This window comes from Amycolatopsis sp. 2-15 (genome assembly GCF_030285625.1).
Taxonomy (GTDB): domain Bacteria; phylum Actinomycetota; class Actinomycetes; order Mycobacteriales; family Pseudonocardiaceae; genus Amycolatopsis; species Amycolatopsis carbonis.
Map to the genome: position 1 here is coordinate 4,030,754 of NZ_CP127294.1, position 16,377 is coordinate 4,047,130.

General features: G+C 70.8%; 17 protein-coding genes and 3 pseudogenes. 13 read left to right on the plus strand and 7 right to left on the minus strand.

The window, feature by feature from the left end:
- Nucleotides 1–54 precede the first annotated feature (54 nt).
- The gene (gene gvpJ / locus QRX50_RS20045) at nt 55–381 is read left to right on the plus strand and encodes a gas vesicle protein GvpJ (RefSeq protein WP_285973460.1); all 327 of its coding nucleotides are present in this window, start codon (nt 55–57) and stop codon (nt 379–381) included.
- A complete protein-coding gene (locus QRX50_RS49590) occupies nt 378–683 on the plus strand; it encodes a hypothetical protein (protein WP_353074129.1) in 306 nt (101 codons plus the stop codon). The genes gvpJ and QRX50_RS49590 overlap by 4 nt, the downstream gene beginning before the upstream one ends.
- Before the next feature lie 164 nt (nt 684–847).
- Here the strand turns inward: QRX50_RS49590 and QRX50_RS20055 are convergent, their stop codons facing one another.
- The gene (locus tag QRX50_RS20055) at nt 848–1,042 is read right to left on the minus strand and encodes a hypothetical protein (protein ID WP_285974511.1); all 195 of its coding nucleotides are present in this window, start codon (nt 1,040–1,042) and stop codon (nt 848–850) included.
- A 403-nt stretch (nt 1,043–1,445) separates the two neighbouring features.
- Nucleotides 1,446–1,799 carry a hypothetical protein gene (locus tag QRX50_RS20060; RefSeq protein ID WP_285973462.1) on the minus strand — a complete coding sequence of 118 codons (354 nt, stop codon included), beginning with the start codon at nt 1,797–1,799 and terminating at the stop codon, nt 1,446–1,448.
- Nucleotides 1,800–2,155: 356 nt separating this feature from the next.
- On the opposite strand from QRX50_RS20060, the gene QRX50_RS50350 reads away from it, so the two are divergent.
- From QRX50_RS50350 to QRX50_RS20080, 5 genes and pseudogenes are all read left to right on the plus strand, one after another.
- Nucleotides 2,156–2,425, plus strand: coding sequence for a hypothetical protein (locus QRX50_RS50350; protein WP_434533290.1), 270 nt, complete (start codon nt 2,156–2,158; stop codon nt 2,423–2,425).
- Nucleotides 2,426–2,447: 22 nt separating this feature from the next.
- Entirely contained in the window at nt 2,448–2,708 is a 261-nt protein-coding gene (locus QRX50_RS50595; protein WP_491700790.1) for a hypothetical protein, read from the plus strand.
- Nucleotides 2,709–2,905: 197 nt separating this feature from the next.
- Nucleotides 2,906–3,532: a DedA family protein gene (locus QRX50_RS20070; protein ID WP_285973463.1), complete on the plus strand. Its 627-nt coding sequence runs from the start codon at nt 2,906–2,908 to the stop codon at nt 3,530–3,532.
- Between the two features lie 100 nt (nt 3,533–3,632).
- Nucleotides 3,633–3,695: pseudogene (locus QRX50_RS20075) on the plus strand (hypothetical protein); the annotation flags it as partial.
- Between the two features lie 76 nt (nt 3,696–3,771).
- Nucleotides 3,772–4,401: an undecaprenyl-diphosphate phosphatase gene (locus QRX50_RS20080; protein WP_285973464.1), complete on the plus strand. Its 630-nt coding sequence runs from the start codon at nt 3,772–3,774 to the stop codon at nt 4,399–4,401.
- Nucleotides 4,402–4,619: 218 nt separating this feature from the next.
- Here the strand turns inward: QRX50_RS20080 and QRX50_RS20085 are convergent, their stop codons facing one another.
- Together QRX50_RS20085 and QRX50_RS20090 are read right to left on the minus strand one after the other, a co-directional pair.
- The gene (locus tag QRX50_RS20085; RefSeq protein WP_285973465.1) at nt 4,620–5,588 is read right to left on the minus strand and encodes a glycosyltransferase; all 969 of its coding nucleotides are present in this window, start codon (nt 5,586–5,588) and stop codon (nt 4,620–4,622) included.
- Between the two features lie 4 nt (nt 5,589–5,592).
- Nucleotides 5,593–6,378: a COG4705 family protein gene (locus QRX50_RS20090; RefSeq protein ID WP_285973466.1), complete on the minus strand. Its 786-nt coding sequence runs from the start codon at nt 6,376–6,378 to the stop codon at nt 5,593–5,595.
- Between the two features lie 281 nt (nt 6,379–6,659).
- On the opposite strand from QRX50_RS20090, the gene QRX50_RS20095 reads away from it, so the two are divergent.
- The 3 genes and pseudogenes from QRX50_RS20095 to QRX50_RS20105 all read left to right on the plus strand — a co-directional run.
- Nucleotides 6,660–8,288, plus strand: coding sequence for an alkaline phosphatase family protein (locus QRX50_RS20095; RefSeq protein ID WP_285973467.1), 1,629 nt, complete (start codon nt 6,660–6,662; stop codon nt 8,286–8,288).
- A gap of 104 nt (nt 8,289–8,392) precedes the next feature.
- Complete coding sequence (locus tag QRX50_RS20100; protein ID WP_285973468.1) at nt 8,393–9,442, plus strand: glycosyltransferase family protein; 1,050 nt, start codon at nt 8,393–8,395, stop codon at nt 9,440–9,442.
- 89 nt (nt 9,443–9,531) lie between these two features.
- Nucleotides 9,532–9,837 (plus strand): annotated as a pseudogene (locus QRX50_RS20105) (polysaccharide deacetylase family protein); the annotation flags it as partial.
- Nucleotides 9,838–10,044: 207 nt separating this feature from the next.
- Here the strand turns inward: QRX50_RS20105 and QRX50_RS20110 are convergent.
- Genes QRX50_RS20110 through QRX50_RS20120 form a run of 3 tightly spaced genes read right to left on the minus strand, consistent with a single transcriptional unit; the run spans nt 10,045 to nt 12,634 of the window.
- A complete protein-coding gene (locus QRX50_RS20110) occupies nt 10,045–11,052 on the minus strand; it encodes a M56 family metallopeptidase (protein WP_285973469.1) in 1,008 nt (335 codons plus the stop codon).
- A gap of 4 nt (nt 11,053–11,056) precedes the next feature.
- Nucleotides 11,057–11,416, minus strand: coding sequence for a BlaI/MecI/CopY family transcriptional regulator (locus tag QRX50_RS20115; protein WP_285973470.1), 360 nt, complete (start codon nt 11,414–11,416; stop codon nt 11,057–11,059).
- Between the two features lie 27 nt (nt 11,417–11,443).
- Entirely contained in the window at nt 11,444–12,634 is a 1,191-nt protein-coding gene (locus QRX50_RS20120) for a phosphodiester glycosidase family protein (RefSeq protein ID WP_285973471.1), read from the minus strand.
- A gap of 190 nt (nt 12,635–12,824) precedes the next feature.
- Between QRX50_RS20120 and QRX50_RS20125 the strand changes: the two are divergent.
- From QRX50_RS20125 to QRX50_RS20135, 3 genes and pseudogenes are all read left to right on the plus strand, one after another.
- Nucleotides 12,825–13,515 (plus strand): annotated as a pseudogene (locus tag QRX50_RS20125) (response regulator transcription factor).
- Nucleotides 13,516–13,519: 4 nt separating this feature from the next.
- Entirely contained in the window at nt 13,520–14,800 is a 1,281-nt protein-coding gene (locus QRX50_RS20130) for a sensor histidine kinase (RefSeq protein WP_285973472.1), read from the plus strand.
- Between the two features lie 382 nt (nt 14,801–15,182).
- Nucleotides 15,183–16,355, plus strand: coding sequence for an IS3 family transposase (locus QRX50_RS20135; RefSeq protein WP_285973473.1), 1,173 nt, complete (start codon nt 15,183–15,185; stop codon nt 16,353–16,355).
- The last annotated feature ends 22 nt before the right edge of the window (nt 16,356–16,377 follow it).

Here is a 16,377-nt window from a genome sequence, read left to right on the forward strand (position 1 = left end):
CCGTCTGGCGAGGGCGGTGGCCTCGACCGGCCGAGTTCGAGCAGCCTCGCCGACGTGATCGACACGATCCTGGACAAGGGTCTCGTGATCGACGCGTACGTGCGGGTGTCCCTGGTGGGCATCGAGCTGCTGACCATCGACGCCCGGATCGGGGTGGCGGGTGTCGACACGTACCTGCGGTTCGCGGAAGCGGTGAACCGGCTGGACATCTCCGGTACCGAGAAAAAGGGCCTGCCTGACCTGTTGGAGGACGTGACCTCCGGCGGCGCGAAGGCCAAGACGCGGGGCGCTTGGGGCAGCCGGGACAAGCTGCGCGACATCCTCGGCGAAGACGAGGAAGAACCCGTTGGCCGCGGCCGGAAGCGACGGTTAAGCCAGTGACCGCCGAAATCGAAACCGGGACGGAGACCGGGACCGAGCCGGCGATCTACGTCTACGGCATCCTGCCCGGCGACGTCGAGATCGACGACGATGCGCGCGGAGTAGGGGATCCACCTGCGGAGGTGACCACAGTGCACGGTGGCCCGATCGCCGCGCTGCGTTACGTCGGTCGAGCCGCACGAAGACGGCTGGGTAGTGGAGGTCGAGGTGATCGAGGAGCATCGCACCCCTCGTCGGCCGACATCCTGGCGCGTGGGGAGAAACCCAAGACCGGTGCCACGTTGCCACTTTCGAAAAGTTGAACCATGGCCATCCACACCTTCTTCGGGTGTTTGCCGGGTTTCGTGGCGGGCGCCTCCGTTGTCAGGCGCGGCGGGGCCGTTCGCGCGTGAACGGTGCTCGGCGAGCACAGCGTCGAAGATTGGTGTGTGGACATCCGGATCGAGGCCGGTTGTGGAGTGTGCGGTCATGACACCGGCACGACATCGACGATGTTGTCCGCCCGCACCCACTCGGGCTCGGTGTCCTGCGCCGTTATTTCGGCCCGCACCGTAACCCACTGTGTCTCGGTGTAGGCGTCGAAGACCGTGGAGCCCGCCACCACGCCGCGGCGCAGCAACCGCTGCGTGGCGTCAGGTTGCCGGCCCGGCAAGTAGGTCACGTGATCTCCGGCCGTGAACGATTCGTCATGGGCGGGCGCAGTCGCCGCTCCCCTCGTGTTGTGGACAGCCCTCACAACGAGTGAACCGCGCGCGATCACCGTCATGACGCCGAATCCTCCGCTTGCCGCACCGAACCACCCGCCTGAGGGACCCGCCGCCGGGAACCATCGGTCGGCTGCCTGCCGCACCTCACCCGCTCGGGGGGTTCTACCGTCCGCAGTGTCATGTCGGCGTTCGCCAGGCGTTTCCCCGCCGAAGGATCAGGCAAGGTCATCAGCCTCAGCTGACGGGGCGTGCCTGCGCGTCCCCTCGTTCGTCGGGGGGTAAGGGGACGCGCTGGTGTGTCCCTCGTACCGTCGCCAGGGAGGAGCAGCTGCAACGACCCCGGTGTGCTGCGCATGATCACCGCGCCACCGTCACTGTCCGCGACAGGCCACGTTTCTCCTGCGACGTTGCCAGAGAGAAGGGCTTCACGTGTGCACTGACCACCACGTTCCGCGCGACGCCGACGGACCCAGCCACGAGCTCTTGCGCGGCCTGGCCATGCAGATCAAGGTTCTCTCCGCGATCCTCGCCGTTTCCCCGAGTACCGCCGAGATCCCGATCATGATGACCGTGCTCGCCCACACGACCGCCCGCGCCCGCCCGTTTCTCGATGCCCACGAGCCGCGCGTCTGCGTGCTCCTCGACCAAGCCCAGCAACAGGCGGTGGAAATGCGCGATGACGCGGCCCGTTCCGATCTCGTCGCCGCGCACGGCTATCTCCTCGCCGTACTACGTCACATCGGCGACAGTCCGGGCGGAGACGTGCGAGCACGAGAACTATTCCTCCGGGGAACCTCGCCCAAGGCAGCGACTCCCACCAGCCTGCCGGCGTACGCGGCTCAGCCGGAGCGCCCGGGCCATCCCAAAGACGTTTCGGGACGGTCCGCGAGTCGACAACAAGAGACGTCCAGTGAAGCATAGCCCGCGTGCCAGGCCGCAACTGCCACGACATTTCCCAGGCTGGTCGGAACAGAGCTCATAGACACGATTTTCACCGGCGGGCTCGGTTAGGTCGGCTTCCAGGCCATCTGACCGCCCACTTAAGCCCGTATCAGCAGGCGCTGCTGGTGCTGCGGTGGTTTCGCGACGCTGTCCCGGTTCATCGCCTCGCCGCCGACCACGGGATCAGTGTCGCGACCGCCTGCCGGTACCTGCACGAAACCATCACCGGGCTGGCCGGCCAGGCCCCGGACTTGCACCAGGTACTCGCCGACCGGCGGCTGCGTGGTGATACCCGCGTGATCGTGGAGGGCACGCTGATCCCCACCACCCGGGTAGCGGCCACCACCACCAAAATCAAAGGCCGTAACCGCGGAAGCACCGTGCATCTGTGGTAGCTGTCCCCGGTCACTCTGCCGCATCCGCAGTCGGCAGCGAGGGCTCGCCGTTGCGCGCCACGTCCGCGGGACGTGGACCGCGCCCGACGGGGCGGCCCGCAGTGGAGATCTCACGGTCGAGCTCAGCCCTGCCGGGCCGCGGAGGGTGAACATCTGGGTCGATCGCCACGGAGTCCGGCCGTCGGCCTCGCGTACCACCGCCGGCCTGGTGTTCCTCGCGGTCATGGACGGGATGAGGCGGAGTTCTGCACGAACGTGGCGGTGGCGTTCGTCTACGCGGTAGCGCGCTGGTGGCTCGATCATCGCAGTGCTCGGGGATGGGACCGCGGCTGGAGGCGGCTCGCCGGGGCCGGCACGGACGCCTGAGCCGATGCGCCAAGCACCTGAACGCCGGGGCTGATCGCGTCGTAAAACGACAATATTGTAGAAATACTACATCGTTGTCGAAGACTTGGACTTCCGGGGAAGGCGGTCTCCTGCATGAATCCGTTGAGCGCGATGTCGTGGCTGTCGAGCCTTGGGACGGCGGGGGTGTTCCTCGTCCTGTTCGCCGAAACCGGTCTGCTGATCGGGTTTTTCCTGCCTGGTGACTCGTTGCTGTTCACCGCCGGGCTGTTCTGCACCACCAGCGCCACTGCCACTGTCCACCTGTCCCTGCCGCTGGTGCTGGTGGCTGCGGTCGCCGGCGCGCTGCTGGGGGCGCAGACCGGGTTCGTGCTGGGTCGCCGTGGGGGCCGGGCGCTCCTGGCGCGCACGAGCAACGCGCACCTGCATCGGGGGATGACCCGGGCCGAGGAGCTGTTCACCCGCTACGGCCACGCGAAGGCGATCGTGCTCGCCCGCTTCATCCCGGTCGTGCGCACGGTGCTGAACCCGCTCGCGGGCATCCTCGACGTGCCCGCGCGCACGTTCACCCTGTGGCAGGTGCTCGGCGGGCTGCTGTGGTCGGTCGGTGTCACGGTCGCCGGGTATCTTCTTGGGGCGAGCATTCCGGGGATCGACCAGTACCTGCTGCCGATCATCGCGCTCGTGGTTGTCGTCTCGCTGATCCCGCTGGCGCTCGAAGTCCTCCGGAGCCGCAGGCAGCGCCGCGGAGCCGGCTCCTGATGTTCTCGTCCCTCGGCAAAGGAAAAATGAGTTGAGCGCGATCGATCTCGGCCAGTCGGTGATCCTCGGGATCGTGGAAGGCCTGACCGAATTCCTGCCCGTGTCGTCCACTGGGCATCTGAAGATCGCCGAGGGGCTGCTGGGCATCCCGGTCGACGATCAGTCGGTGGTCGGGTTCACCGCGGTGATCCAGGTCGGTGCCATCGCCGCGGTGCTGGTGTACTTCTTTCCGCGACATCGTGCGGTTCGCGGCGGCGTGGGGGCGCGGGCTCGTCAATCCCCGGGCGCGCCAGGAACACGACTACAAGTTCGCCTGGTGGGTCATCTTCGCCACGATCCCGATCGTCGTCGCCGGGCTGCTGTTCCAGTCGCTGGTGAAGGGGCCGCTCGCGTCGTTGTGGGTCGTCGCGATCTCGCTCCTCGCCGGCAGCGCGATCATGTGGGCGGCGGATCGGTTCGGGACGGGCAAACGCGGTGAGTCCGAGTCCACGTTCGCCGACGCGATGCTGGTCGGCTCGTCGCAGATCCTCGCCCTGCTCTTCCCGGGGTTCTCCCGCTCCGGCGCCACGATCTCGACCGGCCTGCTGCGCGGCCTGGACCGGGTCACCGCCACGCGGTTGTCGTTCTTCCTGTCGATCCCGGCGCTGACCGGCGCGGGCCTCTACGAGCTGAAGGACGCGCTCGGCGGCGGCGTCGACGTGCTGCCGCTGGTAGTCGGGACGGTCGTGTCGTTCGTAGTGGCCTACGCGGCGATCGCGTGGCTGCTGAAGTTCGTCGCGGCGCACACGTTCACGGCTTTCGTGATCTACCGGCTCGTCGTGGGCGTCGCGCTGCTGGCCGCGCTGGCGTCGGGCGTGCTGTCGTCCTGATCGGAACCGCGCCGCGCGAAACCCTCCGCGGCAAACGCTTCCGTTGCGGCGGCGGCGATGCCCGATGGACTCCGGGATGATCTTCAGCTGCTACCAACTGGTACGGCAGCGGCCTGCCGGGCTGAGTGTCTCGGTGTACAGGGCCAGCAGGTGTTCAGTGGCGGTGTCCCACCCGGATCCGGCCGCATGACGGCGCGCCTCGACGCGGTGGTCGCCGCTCAGCAGGGCGCGGGCGTGGGCGGGCAGGTCGGCGGTCCGGCCGACGGGGGAAGAACTCGGCGGCCGTGGTGCCGGCGAGCGTCGAGCGCGCCGCGGGGCTTTCGGCGGCAAGGACGGGCAGGCCGCTGGCGAGCGCTTCCAGCAGCACGAGGCCGAGAGTGTCCGTTGTGGACGGGAAGACAACAGATCTGCCGTGCGGTAGGCCTCGGCGAGGGCGTCGCCGTGGAGCATGCCGGTGAAGACCGTGCCCGGCGGCAGGGTGCGTTCGAGGTAGGGGCGGTCCGGGCCGTAGCCGACCAACACGAGGCGGAAGCCGCCGGCCGGCGCGGCCAGGGGGCCGAGCCAGTGCAGGCCTTCTCCGGGGCGAGCCTGCCGACGTAGAGCGCGACCGGGCGGCCGTCGGTGCGCCGGCTCGGTGCGGGGCGGAAGCGCTCGAGGTCCACGCCGCGCGGCCACAGGCGGACCTGGCCGATGCCGTGCCGCGCCAGGTCGTCGACGGACGCGCTCGACGTGGCGAGGTTGAGGTGCGCGCGCCGGTGCAGGGCGCGCAGCAGCGTCCAGATCAGCGGTACGGCGGCGCCGAGGCGGTAGTGACGCGCGTAGCGGGCGATGTCCGTGTGGTACGACGCGACGGTGCGGCGGTTCTGCTTCCGCGCGGCGAGCAGTCCCGCGGTTCCCAGGAACGCCGGGTTGACCAGGTGCACCACGTCGGGGTCGAATTCGCGCAGGTACCGGCCGACCCGGGGGAGCGGCAGCCCCCAGCGTTTGCCGCCGTAGAGGAACTTCGCGCCGGCCGCCCGGACCGTGCGCACCCGCGCGCCGGCCAGCGTGCTCGGGCCGCCGGCTTCCGGGGCGATCACCAGGACGTCGTGGCCGCGCGCGTGCAGTTCGCGCACGGTGGCGACGAGCCTGGTCACGATCCCGTCGGTCGAGGGCAGCCACGTCTCGGTGACGAACGCGATGCGCATGGCCTTACCGGGCCCGCCGGCCGGACGCCTGCGTCACGCCCAGGAAGGCGACCAGTGCCGCGATCACCAGCAGCAAGGTGACACTCACCGGGCCGGTGCCCAGCCCCACGCCGCCACGGTCGGGTCCGACACCGAGCCAGTCGGCGAACGAGGCCCCCAGCGGCCGGGTCACGACGTACGCGGCCCAGAACGTCGCGACGGAGCCGAGTCCGGCGAGGCGTCGGGCCAGCGGCGGGACGGCGATGACGAGGGCGAACACCACCCCGGAGCCGAGGTAGCCCAGGTGCAGGGTCGTCGCGGTGAGGTCGCCGAGCGCGGTGCCCAGGGCGAAGGTCGTGCCGACGGCGAGCCAGTAGAACACCTCGCGCCGCGGGGTGGTGATGTCGTGAATGGACAAGGTCCGCTCGAGCCGGTGCCACCGCAGGAAAACCGCGGCGAGCACGATCGCGAACACCGCCGTCGACACCGCGTACGGCACACCGAAACCGACGTGGGCGGCGTCGGCGGCCATCGTGCCGAACACGCTCACCAGCACCACTGTCGTCCAGTACAGCCACGGGCGGTAGGCGCGGGAAAGGAACTGCGCGGTGAGGGAACCGGCGAGCACGAGTCCCGCCACGGCCACCACGATCACGGGATCCACGGTGTGGGCGAAGAAATCGCTCGTCGTCTCGCCGACGCCCGTCGTGAGCACCTTGATCACCCAGAACAGCGCGGTGACCTCCGGGACCTTGCTCGCGGTGCGGCGGCCGGTGCGCGGACCGCCGCCGCTCAGTTCCGCTGTCGTCATGGGGAAATTCTCCCAGGTGCCGGCGTGCTCCGGGCCGTCGGAATGATTGTTCCGCCGGTGTTCTCGATGCTCATTTTGCCGGTTTTCCGCTTGCGGAAAAATTGCCGCGGGTAAACCTTCGGCTAACCTTCGAAGCGGTATCTTGTCGCCGGTTTTCCCTCTTGTGAAGGGAAATTCAGTTCACACGTTGTTCTTTCGGGTTTTCCCCGGAGTCCTCTTCGGGGGCCTGGAATACCCCGGGCGCCGCAGCCGGCGGATGCCGGACCACAGGAGGAAGATCCGTGTCGAGAACCCGCACACCCTTGTTCGCCCTTCTCGCCGCCGCGGGATTGTTCGCGACCGTCTCCCCGGCCGCCACCGCACAGCCCGAGCAGCGGCACGTGCTGCTCGTCTCGGTGGACGGCATGCACCAGTCGGACCTCGCCTGGTACACCGCGACCCACCCGCACTCGGCGCTCGCGAGCCTGGTGGCGCACGGCACGCAGTACACGCACGCGAACACCCCCGTGCCCTCGGATTCGTTCCCTGGCCTCGTCGCTCAGGTCACCGGCGGGAACCCCGCGACGACCGGCGTGTACTACGACGCCACCTACAACCGCGCGCTGCTGCCCGTGGGCACCACCAGCTGCGCCGGCGTGAAGCCAGGCACGGGAGTGGACTACACCGAGGATCTGGACCGGAACAAGGACTCCGTCGACGCCGGGCAGGGCCTGGCGGGTCTGCCAGCCAGTGTGCTGAAGATGACCGGGAACCCGCGCACGCTCATCGACCCGGCGAAGCTGCCGGTCGACCCGCGGACGTGCAAACCCGTTTACCCGCACCAGTATCTGCAGGTCAACACGGTCTTCGAGGTGGCTCGCCAGGCCGGGTTGCGCACCGCGTGGTCGGACAAGCACCCCGCCTACGAGCTCCTGAACGGCCCGTCCGGCACCGGTATCCAGGACCTGTTCACCCCGGAGATCAACAGCCAGGTGCCCGGCGGCCCGTCCGGTGGGGACTGGACCACGGACAACGCGGCGACCCAGCAATACGACTCGTACAAGGCCCGCGCGGTGCTCAACGAGATCGACGGCTACGACCACAGCGGCACCACGAAGGTCGGCACGCCGGCGGTGTTCGGGCTGAACCTCCAGTCGGTGTCGACCGCGCAGAAGCTCCCCGTCTCCGGCGGCCAGGCCGGTGGGTACACAGCCGGCGGCGCGCCCGGGCCGGTCGTGCGCTCGGCACTGGACTTCGTGGACCGCCAGCTCGGCGCATTCACCGCGGAACTCCAGCACCGCCACCTCGACCAGAGCACCACCATCGTGCTGTCCGCCAAACACGGCCAGTCGCCGATCGACCCGACCAAGCTGACCCGCATCGACGACGGCGCCCTGCTCGACGGTCTCAACGCGGCCTGGCGCGCGGCCCACCCGGGCGCGGCCGACCTCGTGGCCCAGTCGACCGACGACGACGCGATGCTGCTGTGGCTCACCGATCGTTCGGTTGCGGCCACGACGTTCGCGAAGAACTACCTCCTCGCGCAGTCCGGCACCGGCAACGGGGCCACCGGCGCGCCGAAGCCGTTCGTCCACTCCGGACTGACGACCGTCCACGCGGGAGCGGACGCCGCGCGTTACTTCGGCGTGCGCCCCGGCGATGCCCGCGTGCCCGACCTCGTCGGCCTCACCGTGCCCGGTGTGGTGTTCACCGGCGGGCAGTCGAAGATCGCCGAGCACGGCGGGGCGGCCGCTGACGACCGGTCCGTCCCCCTGGTCGTTGGCGGGACCGGCCGCGGGCGGAGCGTCGGCGGCGCGGTGGAGACCACGCAGATCGCGCCGACGATCCTGCGGCTGCTGCACCTCGACCCGCGCTCGCTCGCCGCGGTGCGCGCGGAAGGCACCCGCGCGCTGCCGGAACTTGACCGGTAGCGGGGCCGGCGCCCGCACCGCGAGTGCGGGCGCCGCACACCGGACGAAACCGGCGCCGGTGCACCCGGAGGACCCGACCGACTACATGGATGTAGATTTACTACATGCCTGTAGAAATTTCGGATGGCGACCGCGTGGTGATCGTGTCCGCGCGGGTCGGCGCCGGGCACGACGGTGCGGCGCGGGAGCTCGCCCGGTGGCTGGCCGAGCGCGGGGTGCGCGCCGACCGCGTCGACTTTCTCGACCTGCTGCCGGGCCGGCTCGGGCAGACGCTGTGCGGCGCCTACCACCGGCAGTTGCAGGTCGCCCCGCGCAGCTGGGACTGGCTGCTGGGGGCACTCGGCTCACCGGCGCTCGCGGCGCTCGCCCGGCGGCTCGCGGCGCTTGCGTCCGCCGGGCTGGCTGAGGTGGTGGGCGACGACGCCCGGCTGGTCGTGTCGACTTACCCGCTCGCGACCCACGCGGCGGCGCACCTGCGGGCGCGCGGGCGGCTCGCGGCGGGGCTGGTGGCGTACCTGACGGATCCGTCGGTGCATCGTCTGTGCGTCAGCGCGCAGGCCGATCTGACCGTGGCACCCAACGAGACCGCGGCACGGCAGGCGCGAGCCTGGGGCGCGGGGCGGGTGCTGGTCGCGCCACCGCTGGTCGCGCCCGCGTTCCGGCCGGTGGCCGGAGCGGCCGAGCGGACGCGGCTGAGGTTCGCGCACGGGCTGCCCGCGGATCGAGCGCTGGCCTTGGTCGTCTCGGGGTCCTGGGGCGTCGGTGAGGTCGAACGGACGGTGGCCGACCTGCGCGCCGACGGTTCGGCCGAGCCCGTGGTCGTCTGCGGCCGCAACGACGCGTTGCGCGAACGCCTGCGCAACGCGGGGCTCCGGCACGTGTTCGGCTGGGTGGACCCGATGGCGGACCTGATGCGCGCGAGCGACCTCGTGGTCCAGAACGCGGGAGGGCTCACGACTTCCGAAGCCCTCGCGACGGGGTTGCCGGTACTGACCTACCGCTGCCTGCCCGGCCACGGCCGCGCCAACGCCGCCGTGCTGGACCAGGAGGGCACGGTGCCGTGGGTCCGGACGCCCGACGCGCTCGGCCCGGCCTTGCGTGCCGCACTGGCCCGTGAAGCCGCGCCGGCCCTGCCGATCGAGGTGGCCGGGTGATCCGCGTCGCGGCGGCGGGTGCGCTCGTGGCGCACGCCGCCCCGGCCGCGTTGTTCCTGCCGCCCCTGCGTCCCGACGCGTTCGCCGGGGTGGGCGACCCCGGCCACGTCGCGCTCACCTTCGACGACGGCCCGCACCAGCGTTCGACCCCGCATTTCCTGGCCCTGTTGGCGAAAACCGGCACGCGGGCGACGTTTTTCGTCCTCGGGCGGGAGCTCGCCCGGTGTCCGGAGCTCGGGCGCGAGATCGTCGCCGCCGGGCACGAGCTCGCGGTGCACGGCTGGGACCACCGCTGTTTCCTGCGCCGGTTCCCGGCGGCTCTGCACGACGACCTCGCGCGGACGGTAGAGCTGATCACCGACGTCGCCGGCGAGGGGCCGCGGTGGTTGCGCGCGCCCTACGGGGTGTTCTCGGCCGGTTCTCTGGTCGCGGCGCGGGAGCTGGGTTTGCGGCCGGTGCTGTGGACGGCCTGGGGGTTCGACTGGGCCGCCCGCGCGACTCCGGCGTCGGTGGCCACGACAGTCCACAAGGGACTTCGCCCCGGTGGCACGATCCTGCTGCACGACTCGGACGTCGCTGCCTCCACCGTCGGTTCGTGGCGGTCAGCGCTCGGCGCTCTTCCGGCGATCCTGGCCGGCTGCGCGGAACGCGGTCTCGCTGTGGGACCGCTGCGTGAGCACGGAGTGGGACGCGCACGAGGCCTGCTGGGCGGCTTCGATGTCGGTGTGCAATGCGATCGCGGCCTGCGCCCCGGCGCCGGCGGACCAGCCGCAGCAGCCGAGTACCACGGCGACCGCGCTCGCGGTCAGTACGCCGCGCCGGCGCGGAGGTGACGCGGGGGTGTCGAGCAGCGCGCGCACCCGCTGCGGCACCGGCCCGCCTCCGGCGGCGAGCGCGTACGAGCCGCGGCCGCGGTCGGCCAGCGCGGCCTTGGCCACCGCCGTCGCGACCAGGCGCCGGTCACCGACTCCGGAAGCGGCGGTCTCGTCGGCCCAGCGCTCCATCGCGAACCTCGTGGCCGTCGTCAGCGGGCGCACGAGTGGGTTGAGCGCCGTGGCGAGAACGCCGACCGCGGCGTAGGCAGGGTGACGCAGCCGCAGGTGCGCTCGCTCGTGCTGCAGGAGTGCGGCCCGTTCACCGGGTTCGAGCGCGGCGAGCATCCCGGCGGACACGGCGATGCGCCCGCCCCGTCCGGCGATGGCGAAGGCCACGGGCTCCGCGCCCGGCAGGACCACCACCCCTCCTTCGCGGGAATGCTCGTCCAGCTCGGCGTGCACCCGCCGGTACCACCGCCAGTGGCTGTGGATCGCGCGCACGGCCGCGAAGGCTGCGGCGATCAGCAGCGCGCAGCAGGCGATGGCCACCGGCGTCGGCACGGTGGCGGTGAACGTCGCGGGGGAGAAGTCGCCGAGCTCGGCGACCACCGGCACCAGCGACAGACCGGCGAGCGCGCCCACGGCCAACGCGCCGGTGCTGCCCACGGCGAACACCAGCGCGAAAAACGTCAGCAGCTGCGTCGCACCACGAGGTGACAAGCGCGGCGCGAGCCAGCGCCCCACCGGCCACGACGCCACCGGCAGGACGAGCGGAACGAGCAGGCCGATGCCCACGGTCTCAGTCGCCTGTGCGGTCGTGCCGGAGCAGTTGCAGCAGCGCTTGCTCGTCGTCGGCCGACAGGTTCGACACGAACCGGGCCAGCACGCTCTCGCGGTTGGCCTCCCCGTCGAGTACCGCGCGCATCCGCCGCGCCGCCAGGCCCGGGGCGTCTTCCGCCGGGCTGTAGACGAACATGCGGCCCTGCTTCTCCCGGGTGACGACGTCCTTCTCGTAGAGGCGGGACAGGATCGTCACGACGGTGGTGTAGGCGAGCGTGTCGTCGCCGAGCCGTTGCCGCACGTCCGCCGCGGAGGCCGCCCCGTGCTGCCAGAGCACGGCCAGCACCTCGGCCTCGAGCTCACCAGGTCCCCTGCGCATGCTCTGAATCTACACCGGTGTCGTAGTTCACGGTGCGGTCGGCGGACGGGACCGGAGCGATGTGGCGAAGAAGTCACGCTGGTCGGCCTGCAGGTAGCGAGTGAGGTTGCCGGGCATGGTGGGCAGGAGCTTGTCCGGCCCGACGCCCGGCGCGTCGGGCCGGTAGCTGGTGAACGTGACCATCGGCGAGTGGATGTCGAGCTCCATGCCCTGTTGGATGCCGGCTTGGACCATGGCGCCGGCGAGCGTGTGGAGGGTGAGCCCGGTGCCGCCGATGTAGAGGAGGTTGCCGGCGCGGTCGGTGCCGAGGCCCGAGCGCCAGGTGTACTGGAACTGGTTGGACGCGCTGCCCCAGTGGCCCGCCGGGTTGAGGTCGAGGCCGGGGACCGGGGCGCCGTGGTCGATCACGAGGTCGAGGTTCTGGCGCACGGCGGTGAGGTGCGGGTTCATCGTGGCATCGCGGCCCCATTGCGCCACGGAGACGCGTCCGGTGTCGTCGATCACCGCTGACGCCATGCCGTTGTGCAGGGGTGCCACGGTGGTTCCGTCGAGGTAGTAGTAGCCGCCGTTGCAGTCCTTCAGCTTGAAACCGGAATTGAATGCGGCCACCAGCGAGCCGCGCATTTCGGCGGGAATCGCGGCCGGGCCGGGCCCGCCCGGGTCTTTCGTGCCGGAAAACAATTGCGTGCGCACCAGCGACTGGTTCAGCCACGCGACTCCGGCCACGACACTCGCGTGCGCGGGATCGGGCTGGATGAACGTCGTGTATTCGGCGACCTGGCCGCCGGCACTGCGCGCGCCCGGGAGCCATTCGCCCGCACCGGCCGCCGCCGACGGGCCGACGGGCAGGTTCCGCGGGCGCGGCCCGGCCCCGTTGCCGGCCGGCCCGCCCAGCGAGGGCAGGTCACCGGCCGACGGTGGCGCGCTCGACGGCGGGTGCCGGGTGAACCACCAGTTCTCGACGGCGTTGACCACACCGCCGAGACCGATGTCCCGCAGCCAATCCACGGTCCGGACCGAGACGCTCGCGTCGCCGGGATAGGTCAGCGCGTAGCCGTAGGTGCCGACCGGGTAAGCCAGCAGGGCCGCGATCACCAGCGGCACGACCCGGCGCCGCCGGCGCTTCGGCCGCGGCGGCAGGGGTGGCTGCCGGGTCGCCTGTCGCGGGGGAACAGGCTGCGGCGGAACCGGGTGCGGGAAGAGCTGATCGGCGGACATGCCCGCAAGCTATTCCGGGCCCGGTGCGCGCCCGGAAAGCCGCGGGTTAGGGAGAGGAAAAAACGCATTCGCCGCTGAACACGAACCGATTTCACCGGGTGGGAAGCAAGAAAACATTCCGCCCAGGTTAGCGGAAGGCAAAATGATCGTGGTGCGCACCGGAATCCGGGAATGCGGATATTGTCGGGGCATGGCCCGAGTCCTCCTCGTCGAAGACGACCGCACCATCGGTGAGGTCCTGCACACGAGCCTGACCCAGCACGGGCACGACGTCGCGTGGCACACGCAGGGCCGCGCCGCCCTGCACGACGCCGCGAAGCAGCCGTGCGACCTGGTCCTGCTCGACCTCGGCCTGCCCGACCTCGACGGCACCGAGGTCTGCCGCGAACTGCGCGGCGCGCTGCCCGCGTGCGTGATCGTGATGCTCACCGCGCGCCGACGAAATGGACGTGGTGGTGGGCCTCGAAGCGGGGGCGGACGACTACCTCGTGAAGCCCGTGCCGCTCGGCGAGCTACACGCCCGGCTGCGGGCGCATCTGCGGCGCCATTCGACCGACCGGGCCCTGGGCGAGATCACCCTCGGCCGGCTGCGGATCGATCCGGCGGCGCGCCGGATCACTGTGGACGGTGCCGAGCTGGCCTTGCGGGCCAAGGAGTTCGAGCTCCTGCTGCGGCTGGCGCAGGAACCGGGCAACGCCGTGAGCCGCGAGACGCTGATGGCCGACGTCTGGGACGCGCATTGGTTCGGCTCGACCAAAACGCTCGACGTCCACATCGCCACGCTGCGGCGCAAGCTGGCCGACGCCCGCACGCCGGGTCCGATGCCCGAGATCGCCACCCTGCGCCGGCACGGCTACCGGCTCGAGGAACCGGAAGGGTGAGCGCGTGCGTCGCCGCATCGTCCTGACGACGGTGCTCGCCGCGCTGGTCGCGATCGGGTTGTTCGGGGTCCCGCTGGCCGTCGCCGTGGCGCGATACTTCGTCACGGCCGAGCGCGCCGAACTGGAACGCGCCGCCGACTCCTACGCGCTCGACGTCTCGGGCGACATCCTGCGCCACCGCACCCCGGACCGGACGCCGAGCACCGAAGATCCCACCGCGGTCGCGGTGTACAGCCCCCAAGGCGCGTTGCTCGCCGGCGCCGGTCCGGCCACGCTCGCCCAGGCCGGGGAAGCGGCGGGCGCGGACGGCGTCGTCGCCGCGGACACCGACGACGACCTCGTGGTGATCGTGCCCCTCGACGACGACGGAACGGTCGTCGCGCTTGTCCGCGCCGCCACCACGCGCACCGAGGTCTACTGGCACACCGGCCTGACCTGGCTCGGCATGGCCGGTTTGGCCGTCGTCGCGCTGCTGTCGGCCTACCTGGTGGCCCGCCGGCAGGCGCGCCGGCTGGCCCGTCCGCTCGAGAAGCTGTCGGCGACCGCGCGGGACCTGGGCGACGGCGACTTCAGCATCCGCGCGGACCGGGCCGGGATCCCCGAGATCGACTCCGTCGGGGAGTCCCTCGACTCCACCGCCGTCCGGCTGGACGACCTGCTCGCCCGCGAACGCGCCTTCTCCGCCGACGCGTCCCACCAGCTGCGCACCCCGCTCGCCGGACTTCGCCTGCAGCTGGAGGCCGCGCTGGAGAACCCAAAGGCCGATCTGCGTGACGTGGTCAAGGCGGGCGTCGCGACCACCGGCCGGCTCGACCGGACCGTCACCGACCTGCTCGCCCTGGCCCGCGACACCCCGCCGGTCCGCGAGGCCACCGCAGCGGCCGACGAACTCGCCGCCATCGGACTGGAATGGGCGCCCGCACTGGCCGGCCACGGGCGCGGGCTCGTGCTGACCGTGGAACCCGTCGTCGCGGGCGCGCAGCTGTCCGGCCCGGTGCTGCGGCAGATCATGACCGTCCTGCTGGACAACGCACTGCGCCACGGCGCCGGCGCGGTCACGGTCACCGCCCGCGACGCCGGCGACGTGCTCGCCGTCGACGTCGCCGACGAAGGCGAGGGGATCACCCCGGATACCGACGTGTTCCACCGCCGTTCCCCGGGCGCTCGGGGAACGGGGATTGGCCTCGCGCTCGCCCGCCGCCTCGCCGAAGCCGAGGGCGGGCGGCTGCGCGTGACCCGCCCGCGGCCCCCCGTCTTCACTCTGCTGCTGCCACTCGAGCCCTGAGTTTGGCTACTACGTTCGTGTAGAATTTCGGCGACAGCTTCGGACACCACCTCGGCCGGGAGGGACCATCACCGCAGACGAGCCCCGTACGGAGCAGTCGCCCGAGGGCATCCGCTGTTCCGACGCCGAGCGCGAAACCACGGCCACGGCGCTGCACACAGCCGTCGGCGAAGGCCGGCTCTGCCCGCCCAGGCGGCGGCCGCGGCCCCGCGGTGGCGCCCGCTCGACCCCCGCGGTGCCCATATCGTGGCAACCCGGATGCTACTTCCGGCGTAGCAGCTACGCCGGAAGTAGCATCGAGGCTTACGTGCCGGCCAGCGCGCTACGGCCTGGGGTGTACCAAGGATCTTGGACAGGGCCTCCTGTCTGAGAGGATGGGTGTATGCCCGAGCAGCGTCGGAGATTCAGCACTCAGTTCAAGGCCGAGGCTGTGCAGATGGTGATCGAGACCGGTAAACCTGTCGCCGAGGTCGCCCGGGATCTCGACATCAACGCCGGCACACTGGCCAACTGGGTCAATGCGTGGCGGCGCGAGAACCCTGGACCTGCGCGACCGGTGAGCCCGTCCGAGCATGCCCGGGTCGCGGAGATGGAAGACGAGATCCGCCGGCTGCGGATGGAAAACGAGTTCCTGAAAAAAGCCGCGGCGCTTCTTCGCGCGGACCTCGCAGTAGCCGAGCGCTGCGCGGTCATCGATGCGGAGAAGGCCCACTATCCGATCACCTGGATGTGCCGGTTACTACGGGTGCCGCGGTCGTCGTTTTACGCTTGGAGGCACCGGGTTTCCACCGAGACAGCCACCCAAGCCCGGCGCCGCCTACTGAGGGAACATGTGTCCCGGGTGTTCACCGAGGGACGCGGTGCCTACGGCCGCCGACGGGTCAAGGCCCAGCTCAACCGCAAAGGCCACCCGTGCAGCGTCGGGCTGGTCGCCGATCTCATGCGCGAACTCGGGCTGGCCGGCTGCCAGCCCCGGGCATACAAACGCGCCTCCCTGCGTGGGGAACAACCCGTGCACAGTCCCGATCTGATCGGCCGTGAGTTCACCGCGGACATGCCTGGTCAACGGCTGGTCGGCGACATCACCTACTTGAGAACCAGTGAGGGCTGGCTGTATCTCGCGACCGTGATCGATCTGGCCACCCGGATGGTCGTCGGCTGGCAGCTGGCTGATCACATGCGAACATCGTTGATCACCGACGCCCTGGGCATGGCGATCACCCACGGCCATGTCAGCCCGGGCGCAGTGTTCCACTCCGACCGCGGAACGCAGTACACCTCGGCCGAGTTTTTCCGATTCTGCATGGACAATCAGGTTCGAACCAGTGTCGGGCGAACCGGGGTGTGTTGGGACAACGCAGCGGCCGAGTCGTTCTTCGCATCGCTGAAAACCGAGATGTATCACCGCGAAATGTTCCCGACCCGGGTCCGTGCGCGGTTCGCTGTCGCTGACTACATCGAAGTGTTTTACAACCGGAAACGACTCCACAGCGGCCTCGGCTACCGCACCCCGGTCGAGGCCTACCGTGATCACCTCACCGCGAGCGCGGCCTGAGGCAACCCACCGAGGACCGTCC

Excerpts from the sequence above, each read along its gene's own strand:
- QRX50_RS20070 (WP_285973463.1), top strand. The coding sequence starts at position 2,906 with ATGAATCCGTTGAGCGCGATGTCGTGGCTGTCGAGCCTTGGGACGGCG.
- QRX50_RS20085 (WP_285973465.1), bottom strand. The coding sequence starts at position 5,588 with ATGCGCATCGCGTTCGTCACCGAGACGTGGCTGCCCTCGACCGACGGG.
- QRX50_RS20090 (WP_285973466.1), bottom strand. The coding sequence starts at position 6,378 with ATGACGACAGCGGAACTGAGCGGCGGCGGTCCGCGCACCGGCCGCCGC.
- QRX50_RS20100 (WP_285973468.1), top strand. The coding sequence starts at position 8,393 with ATGCCTGTAGAAATTTCGGATGGCGACCGCGTGGTGATCGTGTCCGCG.
- QRX50_RS20115 (WP_285973470.1), bottom strand. The coding sequence starts at position 11,416 with ATGCGCAGGGGACCTGGTGAGCTCGAGGCCGAGGTGCTGGCCGTGCTC.
- QRX50_RS20120 (WP_285973471.1), bottom strand. The coding sequence starts at position 12,634 with ATGTCCGCCGATCAGCTCTTCCCGCACCCGGTTCCGCCGCAGCCTGTT.
- QRX50_RS20135 (WP_285973473.1), top strand. The coding sequence starts at position 15,183 with ATGCCCGAGCAGCGTCGGAGATTCAGCACTCAGTTCAAGGCCGAGGCT.